This is a genomic window from Paenibacillus sp. MAEPY2 (assembly GCF_000499205.1).
Classification (GTDB): Bacteria; Bacillota; Bacilli; order Paenibacillales; family Paenibacillaceae; genus Paenibacillus; species Paenibacillus vandeheii.
Map to the genome: position 1 here is coordinate 113,038 of NZ_AWUK01000038.1, position 19,126 is coordinate 132,163.

Annotated in this window: 19 protein-coding genes; 12 read left to right on the top strand and 7 right to left on the bottom strand. The window is 43.6% G+C overall.

Annotated features, from left to right (window positions below; translation table 11 throughout):
- Positions 1–182 precede the first annotated feature (182 nt).
- A complete protein-coding gene (locus tag P364_RS0127670) occupies positions 183–1,532 on the top strand; it encodes an FAD-binding oxidoreductase (RefSeq protein WP_442952273.1) in 1,350 nt (449 codons plus the stop codon).
- 116 nt (positions 1,533–1,648) lie between these two features.
- On the opposite strand, the gene P364_RS0127675 is transcribed toward P364_RS0127670, so the two are convergent.
- Positions 1,649–2,548 (bottom strand): LysR family transcriptional regulator, encoded by a 900-nt coding sequence (locus P364_RS0127675; protein ID WP_024633276.1) that lies wholly within the window; start codon positions 2,546–2,548, stop codon positions 1,649–1,651.
- 163 nt (positions 2,549–2,711) lie between these two features.
- On the opposite strand from P364_RS0127675, the gene P364_RS0127680 reads away from it, so the two are divergent.
- From P364_RS0127680 to P364_RS0127695, 4 genes are read left to right on the top strand one after another with little or no spacing between them, the layout of a single operon-like run.
- A complete protein-coding gene (locus P364_RS0127680) occupies positions 2,712–3,815 on the top strand; it encodes an ABC transporter substrate-binding protein (RefSeq protein ID WP_024633277.1) in 1,104 nt (367 codons plus the stop codon).
- Between the two features lie 12 nt (positions 3,816–3,827).
- On the top strand, positions 3,828–5,576 hold the full coding sequence (locus P364_RS0127685; RefSeq protein WP_024633278.1) for an ABC transporter permease: 1,749 nt from the start codon (positions 3,828–3,830) through the stop codon (positions 5,574–5,576).
- Positions 5,577–5,593: 17 nt separating this feature from the next.
- Complete coding sequence (locus tag P364_RS0127690; protein ID WP_024633279.1) at positions 5,594–6,679, top strand: ABC transporter ATP-binding protein; 1,086 nt, start codon at positions 5,594–5,596, stop codon at positions 6,677–6,679.
- Positions 6,672–7,334: a metallophosphoesterase gene (locus P364_RS0127695; RefSeq protein WP_024633280.1), complete on the top strand. Its 663-nt coding sequence runs from the start codon at positions 6,672–6,674 to the stop codon at positions 7,332–7,334. Before P364_RS0127690 ends, P364_RS0127695 begins: the two co-directional genes overlap by 8 nt.
- Positions 7,335–7,468: 134 nt before the next feature.
- Here the strand turns inward: P364_RS0127695 and P364_RS38315 are convergent, their stop codons facing one another.
- From P364_RS38315 to P364_RS0127715, 4 genes are all read right to left on the bottom strand, one after another.
- Positions 7,469–8,332 (bottom strand): cupredoxin domain-containing protein, encoded by an 864-nt coding sequence (locus tag P364_RS38315; protein ID WP_024633281.1) that lies wholly within the window; start codon positions 8,330–8,332, stop codon positions 7,469–7,471.
- Positions 8,333–8,708: 376 nt separating this feature from the next.
- A complete protein-coding gene (locus tag P364_RS0127705; protein WP_024633282.1) occupies positions 8,709–9,044 on the bottom strand; it encodes a cupin domain-containing protein in 336 nt (111 codons plus the stop codon).
- A gap of 108 nt (positions 9,045–9,152) precedes the next feature.
- Positions 9,153–9,980, bottom strand: coding sequence for a helix-turn-helix transcriptional regulator (locus P364_RS0127710; RefSeq protein WP_024633283.1), 828 nt, complete (start codon positions 9,978–9,980; stop codon positions 9,153–9,155).
- 177 nt (positions 9,981–10,157) lie between these two features.
- Positions 10,158–10,517 (bottom strand): MerR family transcriptional regulator, encoded by a 360-nt coding sequence (locus P364_RS0127715; protein WP_024633284.1) that lies wholly within the window; start codon positions 10,515–10,517, stop codon positions 10,158–10,160.
- Between the two features lie 104 nt (positions 10,518–10,621).
- On the opposite strand from P364_RS0127715, the gene P364_RS0127720 reads away from it, so the two are divergent.
- Positions 10,622–11,332 carry an SDR family NAD(P)-dependent oxidoreductase gene (locus tag P364_RS0127720; protein ID WP_024633285.1) on the top strand — a complete coding sequence of 237 codons (711 nt, stop codon included), beginning with the start codon at positions 10,622–10,624 and terminating at the stop codon, positions 11,330–11,332.
- A 163-nt stretch (positions 11,333–11,495) separates the two neighbouring features.
- On the opposite strand, the gene P364_RS0127725 is transcribed toward P364_RS0127720, so the two are convergent.
- Entirely contained in the window at positions 11,496–12,677 is a 1,182-nt protein-coding gene (locus tag P364_RS0127725) for a YhgE/Pip domain-containing protein (RefSeq protein ID WP_029881345.1), read from the bottom strand.
- Positions 12,678–12,849: 172 nt separating this feature from the next.
- Between P364_RS0127725 and P364_RS0127730 the strand changes: the two genes are divergently transcribed.
- On the top strand, positions 12,850–13,470 hold the full coding sequence (locus P364_RS0127730) for a TetR/AcrR family transcriptional regulator (protein WP_024633287.1): 621 nt from the start codon (positions 12,850–12,852) through the stop codon (positions 13,468–13,470).
- A gap of 27 nt (positions 13,471–13,497) precedes the next feature.
- Here the strand turns inward: P364_RS0127730 and P364_RS0127735 are convergent, their stop codons facing one another.
- Positions 13,498–14,115, bottom strand: coding sequence for a TetR/AcrR family transcriptional regulator (locus tag P364_RS0127735; protein WP_024633288.1), 618 nt, complete (start codon positions 14,113–14,115; stop codon positions 13,498–13,500).
- Between the two features lie 178 nt (positions 14,116–14,293).
- On the opposite strand from P364_RS0127735, the gene P364_RS0127740 reads away from it, so the two are divergent.
- The 5 genes from P364_RS0127740 to P364_RS36665 all read left to right on the top strand — a co-directional run bounded on the left by P364_RS0127740 (position 14,294) and on the right by P364_RS36665 (position 18,928).
- Positions 14,294–15,244: an ABC transporter ATP-binding protein gene (locus tag P364_RS0127740; protein WP_024633289.1), complete on the top strand. Its 951-nt coding sequence runs from the start codon at positions 14,294–14,296 to the stop codon at positions 15,242–15,244.
- Positions 15,225–16,127 (top strand): ABC transporter ATP-binding protein, encoded by a 903-nt coding sequence (locus P364_RS0127745; protein ID WP_024633290.1) that lies wholly within the window; start codon positions 15,225–15,227, stop codon positions 16,125–16,127. The genes P364_RS0127740 and P364_RS0127745 overlap by 20 nt, the downstream gene beginning before the upstream one ends.
- A complete protein-coding gene (locus tag P364_RS0127750) occupies positions 16,120–16,905 on the top strand; it encodes an ABC transporter permease (protein ID WP_024633291.1) in 786 nt (261 codons plus the stop codon). Before P364_RS0127745 ends, P364_RS0127750 begins: the two co-directional genes overlap by 8 nt.
- Positions 16,906–17,003: 98 nt before the next feature.
- Positions 17,004–17,519: a hypothetical protein gene (locus P364_RS0127755; RefSeq protein WP_024633292.1), complete on the top strand. Its 516-nt coding sequence runs from the start codon at positions 17,004–17,006 to the stop codon at positions 17,517–17,519.
- Positions 17,520–17,929: 410 nt separating this feature from the next.
- Positions 17,930–18,928: a VanZ family protein gene (locus P364_RS36665; RefSeq protein WP_024633293.1), complete on the top strand. Its 999-nt coding sequence runs from the start codon at positions 17,930–17,932 to the stop codon at positions 18,926–18,928.
- Positions 18,929–19,126 lie beyond the last annotated feature (198 nt).

Genomic DNA, 19,126 nt, shown 5'->3' on the forward strand with positions numbered 1-19,126 from the left:
GGCAAAAGTGATTTCATTTGAAAATATCGGATCACGAGCTTACGTTGCTCGTAATCCGATATTTTCTTTTTTTTTATAAGCCCAAACTCATTATGATTCTCCTACATAGGTTATATGGAATCAGCCTAATTTGTTAATGAAAAGGATGTATTTTCATTACTAAGGAGTTGGATAGAAGCGTGATTTCAAAAGTTAAGCTTACAGGGCGAGTGGTGTTTAAAGGTGATCCTGGTTATGAAGTAGCTCGAAAGAACTGGGATCCGCATACGGACAGATTTCCTAAGGTTTTTGTGTTCGCTCAAAAAACACAGGATGTAGCAAATGCCATAAGATGGGCGCGTCAAAATAAGGTCCCTATTCGGCCGAGAAGTGGTAGGCATGCCCTTGAGCCGAACCTTTCACAAGTCAATGGTGGCATTGTCATCGACGTTAGTGAAATGAAGAGAATCAAGTTAAACAAAAAAAGCGGAACAGCCGTCGTTGAGACAGGTAATCGGGTCGGAAGACTCGTGGATACGCTGGCTCGACAAGGATTCATGGCCCCGTTCGGTGACAGTCCAACGGTTGGGATTGGTGGAATAACACCTGGTGGAGGAATTGGTCCACTGCAAAGGACAACGGGTCTCATCAGCGATAATCTAATCGAACTCGAAATGGTTGACGCTAAAGGGCGGATCATTCGGGCAAACAAAAAACAAAATTCTGATCTTCTGTGGGCTACACGTGGGGGTGGCGGCGGTAACTTCGGCGTATATACCAAATATAAATTCAAAGTGCGGCGCTCACCAGTCAAAGCTACTGTATTTAGTATCACTTGGCCATGGGAACAGTTCGAAAAAGTCGTGAAGAAATGGCAAGTGTGGGCGCCTAAGGCCAGCACCAAGCTGGGCAGTGAATTAAGTGTTGGTCCCAAAAAAGGCGGTAATGTTAGCATGTTAGGGGTATACCTCGGATCGAAGAGTGAAGCTCTCCGTCAGCTGGAGCCCATTCTTAGCGTAGGAACGCCTACTAAAAAAAGCATTCTGTACCTGCCATACAGGGCAGCAACGAAGTTTTTGCTAGCCCCAGATCCTGTGCTCACCCAAAGATACAGCAACCAGTTTTCCAGTGGCTTTGGCAGACAGCCATTCCCGGATAAAGCCTTCAAAGTCATGCGCGAGTTTCTGGAAAAAGCGGAGGAAGGCACACCAGCCGGGTTCTATTTCCTTAACTGGGGCGGTGCTGTAAGTCGAGTAGCTCCTCAAGCCACTGCGTTCTATTGGCGAAAAGCTGAATTTTATGTGGAATGGAACAGCTCATGGGTGAAGCCATCCCATGCCGCTAAAAATATTGCCTTAGCTCGGAACACGAGAAAGAAATTACAACCTTATATTGTAGGGTCCTACATTAACGTACCAGACCAAGGTATTAAAAATCCAGGGCAAACCTATTATGGTAAGAACTACACGAGACTGCGGAAAGTAAAAGCGAAATATGATCCGAAAAATGTATTTAATAACCCGCAAAGCATTCCACCGGCTAAATATAAATAAGACACCGGATTTAAAATCAAGAGGGTAATCGGGATAAGGATCGTAATAACTATAATTTTCAAACCGTTAATTCTATAAAAGGTTAACGGTTTTTTGTTGTAAATGGAAACGAGGACTCATGCGTTTCGTACGGAAAAGCTAGTGACTAACATGCGCCAAAAAAGGCTTAAAGCTGGAGTAACCAGTTTATTGCGATGTCTTACCGCATAGATCGTTCTGACTGGATTCCAGTCGGGAATGGGGATGGCCTTTAACTCTCCCTTTTGCAGTTCCTGAATAATCGAGGCTTCAGAAACCATACCGATGCCGAGATTAAGGCGTACAATGGATTTCAGTGCCTCGGAACCGGATATTTCAATAGCATGGGTGAACTGGACTTCATGTTCATCTGCCCATTGATCTATTAGCTTACGACTACTTGAGCCCTCTTCATGGGCAACGAGCGGATATGACTGTAAATCCTTGGGCTGGACAATAGTTTGATGAGCCAGCGGATGATCGGGATGGAAAATAATGACGAGATCATCTTTCATCAGCGGCTCAAAGATCAGATCAGCGTCATCCGGGGAAGTATGGGAGACGACACCCACGTCCAATTCGAAATATTTTATTTTCTCCATGATGTAGCGTGCCGGTTTTACATCAAGACTCAGGAGCAGATTATGCTGCTGTTTGAATTCGGATAACAATACTGGAAGCATATATGTGGCGGGTGTGTGAGTGCTTCCGATCAGCAATCGACCAGCCTGGGAGCCCCTGTGGTCATCCAGAGTACGGAGCATTTCCTCATTCAGGGCTACAATCTGGGTGGCATAGTGGTACAGAGCCTTGCCCGCTTCCGTCAATTTGATGACATGATAGGTTTTGGTATGGAATAGAGCAACCCCTGCATCCTCCTGCAGCTTGTTCAGATGGAATGTCACTGTCGGTTGTGTGATATTCAGCTTATGAGCGACTAAGTACAGCTTTTGCAATTCAACCACGTAGACAAACACCTTCAATTGCTGCAAATTCATCCTCTAACGACTCCTTTACGTCTTAAACATTGATATCATCTATTTTATCATACAATACATTAATATCATTTAAATTAGTGTTTACTTTCCCCTAATATGAATCCCCAATAATAGCTTTAGGATAAAGAGAGGTTGAACAAGCAACATATTGAGGGGGAGAATTATGAAGAACATTTGGGGAAAAAGTTTAGGTTCAATGAGTTTGCTGCTTGTATTAATCACGGCAGGGTGCGGAGGAGGAACGGTAACAACGGGAAGTGGATCGTCTAATGGCGAAACTGCTGCACCTGTCTCGTCTACAGCTGTAAACAGCAGCACAGTTGAACGAGAAGAGGACACAGGAGAGAGCATCTATCTGTATGGAAATGACTTTGTTGATATTGTTGCACCCGAATTTGCCAAACAGACCGGATACAAAATCGAGGCTGTACATTACGGCGGCGGAGAGGCCTTGGCCAAAATTGAAGCCGAGCAAGGCAATCCGCAGTGGGATGTTGTCATGATGGATGGTCACGGATCAATTCGCAATCTGGCTGACAGGGGATTTCTAATGACAGATTGGACGCCTGAAAATATTGGCAATCTGACCGAATACGGCTCCTCCCTGGTTCCCGAGGACCACGCTTATACTCCAATCAGTATCCATGCATCAGCAGTTATCGCATACAACACCAATCGTCTTACCAAGGAACAGGCGCCTAAGACCTGGGATGAGTTTTTTGAATACAAGGGCACAGCGGGTCAGGCTGATCCGGCTGTTGCGGCACCTGCATATCCGCTCGTTTCCGCACTGTTTTACAAGTGGGGCATCGATCAGGGCGAGCAAAAGTATGCACAAATGATGGGGAATGGTCTTAGAGTTTATCCCAAAAATGGTCCTCTGGGCAGTGCCCTTGTTTCAGGAGAAATCGATATTGCAGCATTGCAGGAGAGCAATGCATATGACCTGAAGTTGTCGGGGGAGCCCGTCGATCTAATCTGGCCGGAAGATGGTGCGCCGGGAAGTCTGCGTGTTGCTGCCATCAGTAAATACACCAAAAATCCTGCTGCTGCAAAGGCTTTTGTAGAGTTCATGCTCAAACCGGAAACACAGCAGATGTTAGCGTCCCTCGATTCATCTGACAGCTTCTTTACACCATTGGTTGAGGGAGTAGAAGCGAGGAAGGAACGGGAAACCAATGCGGAATTCATTCTTCCGCCAGCTGAATGGGCCGCCGAGCATGAGGTACAGATCAAAACCTGGTTTGCTGACCAGAATGTAAAATAAGAGGAATAACCTATGAAAAATTCCGGAACTCGTTGGGGAGTCGGCTCAGCTCTTCTGTTATTCATCATGATTTTTCTGCCGCTGCTTGCGGTTCTGTTGAACGCGGTTTTGCCAGGATTGTTTTTTGGCAACATACAATTTCAGGGCTTCGGATTGCTTGGGGAGATTTTACACCGTCCTTTGTGGCGCCAGTCGTTGTTTAACTCCTTGTGGCTTGGCATAGGAACAGCACTGCTGGGCACGTTGATTGGAGCTTCGTTAGCTATGGTAAGAGCACGCTGGAACTTTGCATCTGGACGTCTATTGGATGCCGGAGTCTGGCTGCTGCTCATCGCGCCCTCATTCATGCTGGCGCAAGGGTGGGTGCTATTTGCTGGTGCCGACGGACTTGCCAGCCGATTACTGGGTATAAACTGGGTGACAGCTGCTCTGTTTCAACCATACGGGCTTATGGTCATCATGGCCCTGAGCAAATTTCCTCTGGCTTATCTGACAGTTCTTGCCGCAACGGAATGGAATGTCAGCCAGTATGGACATGCTGCCCGTTTGAATGGCGCACACCCATGGACCGTATGGCGCACTGTGGAGCTGCCACTTGCAGCTCCTTCCATTGTAGCGGGAGCCACGCTGGTATTTATAGATACTGTCGGTGATTTTGGATTGCCAGCAGCATTGTCCACCGTCTACCGTTTTCCTACACTGACGTATTCAATCTATTCTGCTATCTATCAATCTCCTGTTCGATTTGACATGGCTGGGGTACTTGCTTTTTATTTGGTCGTACTACTGGCAATCGCCATGGCGGTACTCCTGTTGTCCCTGCGCAGGTCCAGGTTTGATTTTTTGAATGCCAGAGCGGTCAGAATGCTTAAAGTCAGACCGAAGAGAACAATCCTTTTAAATGCAGTAACCATTATATTTTTAATGATGAGTATCGGTATTCCGGTGGGCAGCAGTCTGTGCGTTTCCCTGATGAAAAAAGCGGGTAATGGATTGGTTCTGCAAAATTTAACCTTCGAGCATTATTTTTCTCTGTTTTCAGGGTCGTCCATAGATCACAAACAGCTCAGTTTTTTGGAAGGGATGCTTCATTCATTAACGATTGCTGCAATCGCGGCAGGCATTAGTATCATCATTGGATTCATCGTAGCTTATGTTCTTACATTTACGGAATTTAAAATGAAGATCTGGCTGCAGTTATTTTCAATCATATCCCTGGCTGTACCGGGGATTGTAATGGGTATTGGCTACATTTTCATTTGGAATCAAAAGTGGCTGGAGGCAGTCAATCTTCATCTCTATGGGACTCCCTCGCTGCTAGTGATCGCAGTTATTGCAGGCGCCATTCCATATGCCGTACGTGTTCAGTTGGGATCTTTCGGCACAATCTCGTCCTCGATCCTCAATGCTGCAGCAGTACAGGGAGCAGGAACAATGGCCCGAATGCTGCACATTGTTCTTCCTTTGGTACGCAGATCATTGCTGCTTGCCGTCCTGACAGCTTTTGGCACAAGTGTATTTGATCTTGCTCTGACTTCAATGCTGCAGCCAGCCAATTATGTGCTGATGCCGCTTGTGATTGACCAAGCCTTTGAGTTTGGCCGTTACGGTTATGCAACCGCAGCAACTCTTCTCAGCGGAGGTATGGTTCTCTTAATCATTGTACTCACTCAATTGGCAGGAGAGGCCGTATTTAGATGGAGTGATCGCCGAGAGGGTAAAAGAAGCAACTTACAGGAAAGGCATACCCATACGGGATAACAAGGAGGCTTAACCATATGAATTCAATTCTTAAACTGGACGGGGTGCACAAATCCTTCGATAAACAGGTCGTGCTCAGGCCGCTGTCTTTTACCATGAATCACGGGGAGAGAATCTGCATTCTCGGCCCTTCGGGATGTGGGAAATCCACCTTGCTGCAATTGATTGCTGGACTGCTGAGGGTGGATGGAGGAAGCATTGAAATGGACGGAAAACGAGTGGACAGCAGCCAGCAGTATATCCCTCCTGAAAAGCGTCCCGTAAACATGGTGTTCCAGGATTATGCCCTGTGGCCTCATATGACGATTCGTCAGAATATCGAGTATGGCATGAAGCGGGGGAAAATCGACTCTATTACTCGTACTCAGCGACTGGATCGCCTGCAAGCGATGCTGCAGCTGGACGGGCTGCTTGACCGTCTACCCTCCCAATGCTCGGGTGGGCAGCAGCAGCGCGCCGGAATGGCGCGAGCACTGGCAACGGAACCATCCATACTACTGATGGACGAGCCGTTATCCAATCTTGATGTGAAGCTTAGGACCGAAATGAGAAGTGAACTGGGCCATCTTTTGTCGGACCTGGAGACCACCGTGCTGTATGTTACCCATGACATGCTGGAGGCTTTTACTTTGGCTGACCGGATTTTGGTGCTGCGTGAAGGGAAAATCGATCAATATGCCGAACCTCAGCAATTATTTACCCGTCCGGCAACACCCTGGGTTGCCCGATTAATGGGTTACCATAACCGGCTTAACGGGATCTATACGATAGGAGCATCATCCGTAATGATTGCAGGCCAGTGTATAGGCGGGAAAATGATGGATCAAGGTGTGGGCGGACAGCAAGCGGTAATTATGCTTCATCCGGATCAATTAGCGCTTCGTGCAACAGAAGAGGAAGGAAATCATAATGAGATCAGAGGAACGGTTACACAAACTATTTTTGAAGGCATACATTGGAGAGTAATTATCGTTACAGAGGATAATCAACGTATCCATGCTTTTCATGTTGAACCTCTGGAACCGGGCTCGGCATGCTGGGTTCAATTTTCCCCCGAGCAAACCATGATCTACCGGGGAGGAGCACACACGGAAGATGAGTAGACTACTGGCCGTGTCTGATATACACGGACATGGACATCTTCTGGAGCAGCTGTTGGTTGCTTCAGGTTATAATTCTGAAAGGGACCGTCTCGTTCTTTTGGGAGATTACGTAAATAAGGGGCCGGATTCATGGGGAACACTCCAGTTGGTGCATGAGCTGACTAGAAAAGGGGCTGTTGCCTTACAGGGGAATAATGAACGCAAGTGGCTGCGTTCCATGCCGGATTCAATCCCGGCAAGAAACGATGAGATCACATATGTTCGCCAATTTCTGGATCAAATGCCGCTATGGCATACATGTGATTCTTATTTGTTTGTACACGCTGGCATTCGTCCTGGAATCCCACTGGACCTTCAAACTGCTGAAGATCTGACCGAGATTAGACAACCATTTTTTGAAAGCCCGGTTAACCCTGAGTATACGATTGTATTCGGTCATACCTCGACGTACCGTTTTCTTGTTCCTCCATGGCAAATATGGGTTGGAGCAGGAAAGATGGGAATTGATACAGGTGCGGGTCACGGATATTATGTCAGTCTGATTGATCTTACACAACGGTTACAATGGTACGTTTCTGTCCATTCCCCCTCCATAATCAGATGTACTGTCATCCCCGGCTCTTCCGACCTGGAAGACAAGAGTTTATATTCATAGCTTTTTCATAGCTTTCAACTTAAAGCCGTCCGAAACGTATTCCATGGATCTTGCAACTTGATCCATGGAATTTTTCATTTGAATTCAAATCTGAGAAGAGATGTGGGGCTGGGAGGGGAGTGGAGAGTTCTCACTTATACTACAGTGATCGTTCCATAATACATGTACATACCACAATTGAATTCATATGTTCCAGGCTTCAGATCATTTAAGGTTATGAAGTTATCGCCCTTTTCAAGATAAACATCTAATCCTAAATCTCTAGACTGAACGCTTCGTATACATGTATAGCCTGTATGCTTTATGAAATTGATTTTCGTCGGAACACCAGCTTTTACTTCAATGTTTTCTTGACTAAAACCATCTGATTTTACATCAACTGAAACAACCTGATATCCTGAATTATCTTGAAGGGAATTGTCTTTCTTAACCTGTGGTTCCTGCGATTGAATTACAGATGTTTGATTCGGTTGATATTGGTAAAACAACGTTGTACCCACAGCCACAACTCCAAAAGCAACCGTTAGTATACCTCCAATAAACGGAATACTGATTCCACTTTTATTTGTTTCGGGGCTGTTATCCGTTGCTTGATCGGTCAATTGAAGAGCAACACTCAAAATAAAAATAAATAGGATATCAACAAATAACACCATGATATAGGAAGGACCCAGCATTACCCCAAGCATGGCGCCCATCATGCCTCCCATAATTCCTGCCAACATCCCATCCAACGCTGCCAATAGACTAATGGGTTTGCCTGTGAAATATCCAGCTCCCAGGCCGAACAAGATGGCGGTAATTGATGGGACGGTTAAGTCACGCGGGAACAAAATGCCAAGTTGTACACCAAGTGCAAGGCTTGACATCATCCCTACGGTCATGGCTACCATCATGCCAGGCATACCTGTAAGTTTTCCTTTTCGCTTATACGTCTTTAGAACAATGTATGCTGAGAACAGAACAACCATAAGCATACTTAATACCGCTACTAACACATCTTATTCCTCCTAAATTACTTCAAAATCATTCATTTCCAAGTACTAATATATCAGAATTATCATAACAACATTAAAAATATCATAGACAAGTCAATGGATTTTCGTAATTGTATGGCGATAAGTTGACATTCAGTTGTTAAGCCTTACTATCCTCGATTTGACTCAATATGTGAAAATACAGGTAATAATCAAAGTGTTTAAAAAAAAATAAGAAAGGAGCTTCTGGTTCAGCTCCTTTCTTGAATATATTTGATCAATTTCTTAGAATACAACCATAACGTTCGACGAAATACGGTTACGCGAACCATTTTCTCATACATTGAGTTCGTGCTATTAAAGTAAACACTAGATCCAGGTAACAATTGACTGCTCTTTATTTGGACTCAGTTCCGCCAGTGTCTACTTCTCTAGGCTCCATCAACATGATATGACATTCCTTTTCGGAGGAAGGCTTGATTTCGAGTCCTTTTGGGACAATAAACATCTCATCCTTGGAGATTCTCACTTGACCATCACGAAAATCAATGATCATCTCGCCTTCGATAACAAAAAATAACTTATCGGTTTCGTGATGAACATGCCATTCATATTCCCCAGTAATCTTAACGATTTTAAATTGGTAGTCATTCATTTCACCAATTAATTTCGGTGACCAATGATCGTTTAATTTAGATAGTTCTTCACTTAGTTTAATAGTTTGATAATGGATAGTAATCCCTCCTTGTTTGTTTGACTACAACATCTAGCATGATGTTTTATTTGGCCTGCCGTAAGTATACTCATTTAATGATTTGTTTAAAATGGATGCCTGTTGAAGTTAGCATGGATTATTGATGAACTTCTGTCGATATTCAGTAGGAGAAAAACCAAATTGTTTCTTGAACACTTTACTAAAATAAAAGGGGTCAGTAATGCCAACAGTTTGTGCAATTTGCTGTACGGGCACATCACTTGTAAATAGCATTTTTTGCGCCATGTTGATGCGGTATTTTAATAAATATTCTGCTGGCCCCATGCCTGAATACTTTCTAAATACGTAAGAAAGCCGATTTCGATTAACGTTATATTGTTCTGCGAGCGATGCTATTGTAAGGCCTTGATAATAGTATTCATGAATATAATTAGATACCCGTTCGAATAGACCATGTGATTCACTGCTAATTTGCCTATTCACAACACATATTAAGGCTTCGTTCAGTACATCGCGAAACAGCATCTCGGTCTGAAACATCGAAATGCCTCCACGCTGATTATACACATGCCAAAGTCGCATAATTAATTCGAGAAGACGAGGAGATTGTCCGGTTAATAATTCAAAATGCTGATGAGAAAAACTCGACGCTTCTAGTTCTGAGTTACAGATCCGATATTGAACAAGGATATACTCCCAGGTGGTGTTATCAAACATTTTTTTATCCAGTTTCATTTTCGCTCCCCCGTGCACAACTTTTCCTGGCGAAAGAACATAAGGCATTCCATTAAAGTGAAATTGGATCTTCCCTGTAAGTGGAAAAACAAACCCGGGAAAAGAGCTTGTATAGTCTGCGTGAGGCACCCCTGGATTGGTAGCATATCGATATATTCCTTCTACTTGAAAAGGAATGTGTGCAAAATGCCCTGCTAATTGATTCACATCTATTTTCACGTTGCGTACCTCATTTCGATAGTAGTAAGCCGATAAACCTGAAATTAATCGTTGTACACCTATGTCCACATTATTGATAACGATTATCACTGTCAACATATAAAAACAAAAGGCAGCCGATCATCGTGATCGACTACCTTTTGTTTGTTCAACGTCTGGCTTATGCTAATGCTTATATTAATAATTTTCTCCGCGATAATAACGCTCCAGTTTGTTATCCAAATGAACAAGCTGAGCTTCTTTCTCCTCAATGTCTTTCAGCAGCTTTTGCTTTTGATCTTGAATCAGCTGGATTCTTTCCGGCAGGGTTGAGGTTCCTTCATTTACCATATCATAATAGGTTTTGATGTCCTCCACACTCATCCCGGTTTCGCGAAGACATTTGATAAAAACGAGCCAGTTCAAATCATCATCCGAGTACAGACGATTATTCTGCTCGCTTCGCGCAGCTGGTTTCAACAGTCCCTTTCTTTCATAAAAGCGGATCGCTCCGATTCCAATCTCGACTTTCTTCGCCACTTCTCCAATCGTTAACATGCTAGCCCTCTTTTTCAATAATTTATTGTTGACCTACACTAAGTGTAGCATAGTAACTTATACATTGTTAAAGATGAAATCAAATCAGAGAAAGAGGGATTCTCATGAAAAAGACCGCTTTTGTAACAGGAGCAAATAAAGGAATAGGATTCGAAGTCGTTAAACAGCTAGGTCAAGCAGGCTGGAAAGTTATCCTTGGTGCACGCAGTGCCGAACGGGGAGAAGCCGCTGTTTCCGAGTTAATCTCCGAGGGATTAGATATCGAATTTGTACAAATCGACATGACTGATTTGAAAAGCATTGAACGGGCAGCCGATAGGATCACCAAGAATTATCAGGACTTAACGCTTCTGATTAATAATGCAGGTATGCCAGGTGCTTTCTCCCGTTCTTTTACGGATACCAAAGAGGAGAATCTGCGGAACGCCTTCGAAGTCAACTTTTTCGGAACCTTCCGTCTGAATCAGCGATTGTTTCCGTTAATTAAAGATAATGAAGGCACAATTATCAATGTATCAACCGACATGGCTTCTCTGGATCATATGCAAAATGCTGAATTTGCTTTAAACGCATTCGATTATAATTCATCCAAAACGGCCAACAATGCCATGACAGTTTCGATGGCTTATGAACTCAAAAGCAGCAGGGCTCAAGTATTTGCGGTAACGCCTGGATTCACATCAACTGATCTTAATGGCAATGCTGAAGGCGGCAAAACAAAAGAAGCAGCCGCTGCGATAATCGTGGGGTATGCGACAGATGGCAAACATCATAACGGTGAATTTTTGGATGAGAAGGGTGTATACGCCTGGTAATTCATAGCTGCATAAGCGCGCTATAATCATTGAGAAACAGACGTACTAAGCCGGAGAATCCGCTTAGTACGTCTGTATTTTTTAGAAAGATGAATAGTAAATAATATGATTTTATCTAGTGGTACTGGTACTCGTGATTGTTCATTTAATAGAACGATTTGCTCTAATTTAGATTATGCTGGAGCTCCTTCGTGCTCTCCTTTTTGAGATGGGGCATGAAAGCAGTGGCTAAAATGACGGCCATACCCGCAAGTCCGATCCAAATCAGAACGGATAACGATGTATTCCAGGTCAATCCATGACCGAAGAAGAATAACTCCCGTAAACCGTCTACCATATAACGCATTGGAAGCCAAGAATATACCCAATCCCGGTAAAAGGGGGACAACATCTCTGGAGCTAGAGCCAGCAGCGGCCCGCCAAAGAATAGCAGTAGTGCAAAAATGGAAATTCCGCCAAATCCAACTAGGGAAACCACAGCCGAAATCAAGAGGAAAAAGCTGAAGAAAGAGATGGACAGGAACCAGGCCGTATCTGTAAATTGTGGAATTTGCAGCCCGACCATTCCATCAGCAATCCAGGCAAAGCCGAATCCCACCACAACGGCGATGACCGCTCCTGTTACAATCTGTCCTATTTTTAAAGAAAGACCATCTCTTCTTGAACGGGACGGCATTTTTTTTATCGCCATAAAAATAATGGCTGCACTCGCCAGGCTGGACATCCACAGAGGCTGGAACAAAGAAATTGGCGCGTTACCATTAGCGCTGTGTGTACCAATTTCGTTCACATTGGTGACTTTCTTGGTGATAGGATTTACCAGAAGAGATGCCTGTTCTACGGTTAATGTCGCTCCTTGAGCTTTGAATCCCTCCATCAATTGGGAACGAACCGTGTTATTCATATTATCGACGATTCCGTTTAGTATCTGTCCTGCCAAAGTGGAGGCCGCCGTGTTCATGCCTTGGTTGATCAAAATTTGCACCTCAGGCGAAGAAGGGGCTGTTGTCATGAGGGATGCCTGCTTAGAGCTAAAATCCGCCGGAATAACGAATGCTGCATAATACTCCTTTTGGTCCAGCCCTTTTTGAACTTCCGCCAGGCTGTTTACGTTAACCCATTTTACTGCCGGTTCTTCATCCTTCCCTGAGTCTGCTGTTTTTTGTATCATTTCCACGATATTCTGTCCCATATTCATTTTTGGTTGATTAGGGATCTCAGCTCCCTCATCTTCGTTTACGATTGCAATGGGCAAGTTCTTGGGCTGGGGCTGAACCGACGGAAACAACGTCAACGAAAAGACAAAGATGATGACCAAAGCAAGAATGGGCGATATCAGCACCATCTTATTTTTGAAAAGATTCAACAAACTTCACTCCTTATAATGATCATTATGTTGATTAACATTCACATTGTTGATTATAATAATTGCACCAAGAAATACAATAATCACATTTTTATAAAATGGGCATTAATCAACACCATTCGAAAAGGTGTTCAATAAGGAGTGGAGCGAAGTGAATCATCAGGAAGATAAGATGGATCGACGCAAGATCCGAACGAAGAAATTGATTCGTCAGGCCTTGTTGGAATTGACGATGGAAAAGGGGCTTAACAAGATCAGTGTGATGGACCTGGCTGAACGCGCAGAGATTAACAGAGGCACATTTTATCTGCATTATCGTGACGTAGCTGACCTGGTAGACCAATTGAAGCAGGAGATTTTTGAAGGAATCCAGATGCTGGCGATTGAACTTAATCCGATGGAAGTACGGCCATATGCGGAGCGTGGAGAACCCTATCCTTCTATTCTTAAAATATTGGAATATCTTTTGTCGCACGCAGATTACCTGCGCGTCATGCTAGATCCCAAGGGTGATTTGCAGCTCCCCATTCAGCTTAAAGAACTGATGGCGAAGCGCATGATTCAGAAATTCGAATCCCACCTCCCAAGAGAATCGGTTATTCCATGGGATTACTTCTTAGCTTTTACCGCCTCGGCCAATATCGGACTATTAACGCATTGGATGGCCCAAGGCAATGATCTATCGACCCGGGAGGTTGCCTTGATTATGACTCAAATTACAAGCCAGGGACCTTTGGAAACGCTGATGAGAGGAATAGGAAGTACAAAGTGAGACAGTTTTTCGCTGGAATTTTTGCAATCAATTGTTCAGTCCAGCTGCAGTAAAAGGGCCTTTCACGGTAATTGTAGCAAGGATACGGGCCATCTCAGCCGGAGATTCTGTTCCGTCACTATTCAACCATTGCTCAATGACGCCGATATGGGCAGAGGCCAAATAAGCAATTAAATACTCACTCGGGACAAGCAAATTTTCTTGCTTAATCAGAGGAAATTCTTTTCTTACAAACAGTGTATTCCACAAAAAGTCCTTCATCTTGGTTTGGAAAGACTGACCGCCATTGGGACCGGATACCGCTCTCATGAACCTTCTGTTTTGGTCCAGATACTCAAACATGGAAACCATGACATTAAAGGGAACCGTAGCGGGAACGTTTGACTTAAAATCCCCATTTGTATCCGTAACGTTTTGTTTAACAATTTCCCTCATATTGCTCATAAACTCTTCTTGACTTCGTGCCATCAGATCAAATTTGTCCTGATAATGCGAATAAAAGGTTCCGCGATTAATTCTGGCCTTTGTCGTAATGTCCTTCACCGTGATGGCTTCGAATCCTTTTTCCTCAATTAAATCAATTAATGCTTCCCGAATGAGCTCCCTGGTTCGAATAATTCGTAAGTCGTTGCTTGGCTCACGCATCAATAATTCAGCTCCTTTATGAATAAAATATACACAATCGCAAAAAGTGTTGGATATCCGGCACATCGCATGATTCTGATTATTGTTGATCAGTTACATAGCCATTATAATTAAAAACATCAAGATAAACAACACGTTGTCCTTTTGAACGTGAATTAGAGAAAGGGTGGATCTGAACATGCCCGTCATTGAGATTGAGCATTTAACAAAGGATTACGGCCATCAGCGCGGGATTTTCGACGTTTCCTTTAGCATTGAAAAAGGGGAAGTGTATGGATTTTTAGGACCAAACGGAGCCGGTAAAACGACGACGATTCGACATATTATGGGCTTTTCCCGTCCGCAGCAGGGAAAAACTCTCGTGAACGGCCTGAACAGTTGGGAACGTGCGGCTGACATTCAAAAGCAACTGGGGTATTTACCGGGAGAAATCGCTTTGCCCGAAGCTCTTACGGGGACACAGTTCATTCACATGATGGCAGGCTTGCGAGGAATTACGGATATGTCACATACGCAGGCTTTGATGGAGAAGTTCGATCTGAATCCTGCAGGGAGCTTAAAGCGGATGTCTCTTGGCATGAAAAGAAAGCTGGCCATCGTCACCGCATTCATGCATGACCCAGACGTACTGGTACTGGATGAACCTACGAGCGGATTAGATCCGATTATGCAAAATTTGTTTATTGAGTTCATTAAGGATCAGAAGGAAAAAGGTAAAACCATTTTGATCTCAAGCCATATTTTTTCCGAAATAGATGCGACTTGTGACAAAATTTCCATCATTAAGGAGGGACGTTTAATCTCGTCCTTTGTAGCGGATGATTTGCGTCGTAGCGAAATCAAAACATTCAAGATGGAATTGCTGATTGCAGAAGCATTCAATCGCTTTGAGGATGAGGTAAAAGCACAACAAAACATAGAGGTTGTTTCCTTAACGCCTCACAAACTACAAGTAATATTGCGTATCCATGATCAGAATATCAACACTTTTATTTCCTTCATTTCCGATTATGAAGTGAAGTTTTTCTCCGAAATCAAATTCACCTTAGAGGATTATTTCATGAAGTTTTATGACCGCAACTCGACGGTTACAGGGGAGGCCACACCTAATGTCTTACATCGAAATTAAACATTTGACGAAAAATTATGGAAACGGACAGGGCGTATTTGACCTCAACCTGACGATCGATAAAGGCGAGGTATTTGGCTTCGTTGGTACAAATGGAGCTGGTAAAACAACGACTATTCGGCACATCATGGGCTTTTTGAAGCCTCATAACGGGACTGTAACTATCAATGGAATGAATAGCTGGACGGAATCTGCTGAGATTAAGAAATTAATCGGTTATATTCCTGGAGAGATTGCTTTCCCGGATGCACCGACGGGCACCGAGTTTCTAAGAAGGCAAGCCGAAGTCTTAGGATTAACGGACATGTCTTACGCTGAACGTATCATCAAAAAATTGCAGCTCGATCCCACAGCCAATCTGAAAAGAATGTCTAAGGGGATGAAACAGAAAACGGCGATTGTTGCTGCTTTGATGGCCGATCCTGAAATTTTGATACTAGATGAGCCAACGACAGGGTTAGATCCTCTGATGAGGGCTGAATTCGTAGATATTTTGAAAGAGGAAAAGAAAAAGGGCAAAACGATATTTATGTCCAGCCACATGTTTGAGGAAGTCGAGGATACATGTGACAAAGTAGCTCTAATCAAAGGAGGAAAGCTGATTGCGGTCAAGCGCACCTCCGAGGTAAAGCATAATGAAAACAAAGAGTATAAAATCGAATTTTTAGCCCGTGAAGATTACCAGCACTTTTTATCGGAGCCGTTTCATTTCGTTAAGAAGCGCGATGAACATAATCAAGTGGTGATTCAAATCAACGATGCGGAGATCAACGTGTTATTTGGAACCTTGAAGAGATACCCGATCAAATTTATGAAAGAGATAAAGTATACGCTTGAAGATTACTTCAAAGGGATTTACGAGGAGGAAAACATCAATGCTTAGCAAACCGATTTTCAAACAAACGATAAAGGCCAATATCAAATTATGGCTCATTTTTACAATCATTATGACGGCATTACATGTCATTCTCATAGCGGTGTTTGATGCAAGCACCATCTCTGATATGTCGGGCATGGTCAAAGACACCCCATTAGCCAGCCTGTTAGGAGAGGCTACATTTCTGGGCATGATGTCCAAAACCTTCTATGGGATTCAGGGTGTACTTTTGCCCATCGTATTTATTATCATGACCGCTAACAGTCTCATCGCATCACAGGTTGATAGAGGGTCTATGGCCTATCTGCTCTCGACTCCGACCAAGCGGAGTACGGTGGTTCTAACTCAGGCCGTTTACTTGATCACGTCACTCATCGTGATGATCCTGATTATCACTTTGGCGGGATATACGTCAATCCATGTATTCCAGGGTGATGTGGATATCAATATGACAAATTATTTCATGCTGAACCTCGGTTTGTTCCTTTTAATGTTTGCAACCAGCAGTATTTCATTCTTTTTTTCCTGCGTATTCAATCTCACGAAAAATTCCTTGGCGTGGGGAGCGGGCATTCCAATGGCATTTTTCCTTCTTAAATTGATGGGAGATGTGGATAGCAGTTTGGAGAAATTAAAGTATCTATCGATGAACTCGCTATTCGACACACATGCCATTTTAAACGGAGGCAATTATACGATTCAGTTTGTCTCTCTGGTCGTGGTTGGCATAGTACTTTATTTCCTAGGCATTCGCATCTTCAAAAACAAGGATTTACCATTATAATTATTACTCACTGACAAACACAGATGTCCTATTCGCACAGGCAAGAAGTCCACTTATCGCGTAAACTGAAGTAAATCAGTGGAGTGAGGTGAAATTCCATGGCTAAAACCAACGAGATACGTCAAAAGGCAAAACGGTATAAGACCCGTCCCGTCTACGTGACTCTTCATAGTGGTGAAACGTACATCGGTTACATCTCTGACGTGAATAACGGAGGCCTGGTGCTTACCGGGGGAGGAACAATATCGCCCAAGGTAACCAAAGAGGGCAGTTCCCGTGCTTCCAAACGAAAGGTCGTTTCACGAAACAAGAGTGGTCGTTCCCAGGACCGGAAACGGGTGAATGGCACACGCAAGCCGTCTACTCGTTCACGCACAGTGTCGCGCGCGCAGGTTTCATCCTTTCTGCCTATGATGGGTTCGCTGTTTGGCGGGCTTGGAGGGGCTTCGGCTGGAGGCATGCTTGGCGGCGGTTTGCGGATGTTCGGCATGATCCAACAATTCATGCCGGTTGTGAAAATGGGCTACGGCATGATTAAATCCATCCATCCGTTTATGGGTGCCGTCAAAGGTTTAATGGCTCCGCCTAGTCAGGCCGAAGAGCAAGAGAATTAATCCGATATTGCAAAGACAACGGTACAATATAAAAAGCAGTCCATCATCAAAGATGAACTGCTTTTTTATATCCAAAAAAACATATACCGAATCGCCTATATTCAGGCCAGTAACCGTTTCGCCAACTTTCTCAATGACACCGGACACGTCTGGTGTAATCAGATTGTGAACAAAAGATAAATCCAAGCTTCATTCCCATTCAGAGCTGGAACTACAGGTAAGTCAGCGTAATTGACAACGCTTAAAGTATTCTCTTATACTGATAGCAACGAAACAGAATATCCACAAGCCTCTATGGGTTATGGCTTTTCTCAAAAAACCACGATTAACGCTACACGATAGCCTTGCTGGCTGTCGTGTGTTTTTTTTGCAAAAAGTAGCGATAACACAGACCAGAAAGGATTTGCTGTATGTATCAAGGGAAGTCACGGAGAATCGTCGTTATACTGTTGGGGTTGTACACGATATTAACTTTATTCTTTTTATTTGTAGGTTTTAATAGGTCCTCTTTTAATCACGACCAAGGTTTAAGATACCATTTAACATTTGAAGGTATTCCTTTGCATTTTCCTATGGAAAGAGACTTCCAAATTTGGTTCTTTGACTTAGGCAATTTTCTTGCATTTATCCCATTTGGAATGGTCATCCCGCTGCTGTATCGTTGCAGTTTTACCCGATTTATCTGCTTTTTTATGATGGGCATCACGGTTATAGAGTTGATTCAAATGTTCTCCCGCTTGGGGGCGTTCGATCTCAACGATATCATCATAAATACTTTAGGAGCAGCAGTAGGGTATTGGTCGCAGCGAATCATAATACAGCATAGAGATACATTTAAGGGAATGCTTAAAATCGCCCTGACAGCGGTAGTCATTTCTACCGGAATGGTTCTTGTTGTAGGAGGCATCAATCATTATTTAGATAACGTTGAGGGAGAAGTCGTGGCTCTGAATGAGCTTGCGGTCAACAAAGGGACTGTGCAATGGGATGCAAATCTGACCACCTTTGCTGCAGGTACGACCCGGGTTGAACCTCAACTCAATCTGTACAGCCTGGAAAACAAAAAAAACAATGCGTTTTCATATCTATTAAACGGCAATTATGCAAAGATGGAGGGCCATGTCGCCATATCAGGAAATGCTGACGACACTGCAAGCAGCGATAGAAACGAAATTATCTTTATCGCAGACGGAGCAGAAATTTATTCCATCAGTTTGGGAGGAGAGCGTGAGCCGGACTCTTTTCAGTTTAATTTGAAGGGCACCCAAGAACTTATCATTAAAGTTCTCGACAACGGTACAAATCCGAACACCAATATCGTGATGTGGGATGTTACTCTAACCGAGGTGAACACAGGCCAAAGAATGATAAACAGGATTACTGATCCGATTAAAGAAGTATTCAAGTGAAATTGAAAGCCCTTTGTATGCAGTGCGAAAACAATTTAGCGATCAAAAGATAAGATGACCAATCTTCTTTTAATAGAAGATCGGTCTTTTTTGCATTTACAGAACATTAACATGATGCAGATACGGGTCTGATTTTTTTCCCGTAACATAAGTGATAGATGTGGGAACGGTCCCACACTCATCCAACTTTGCATCACG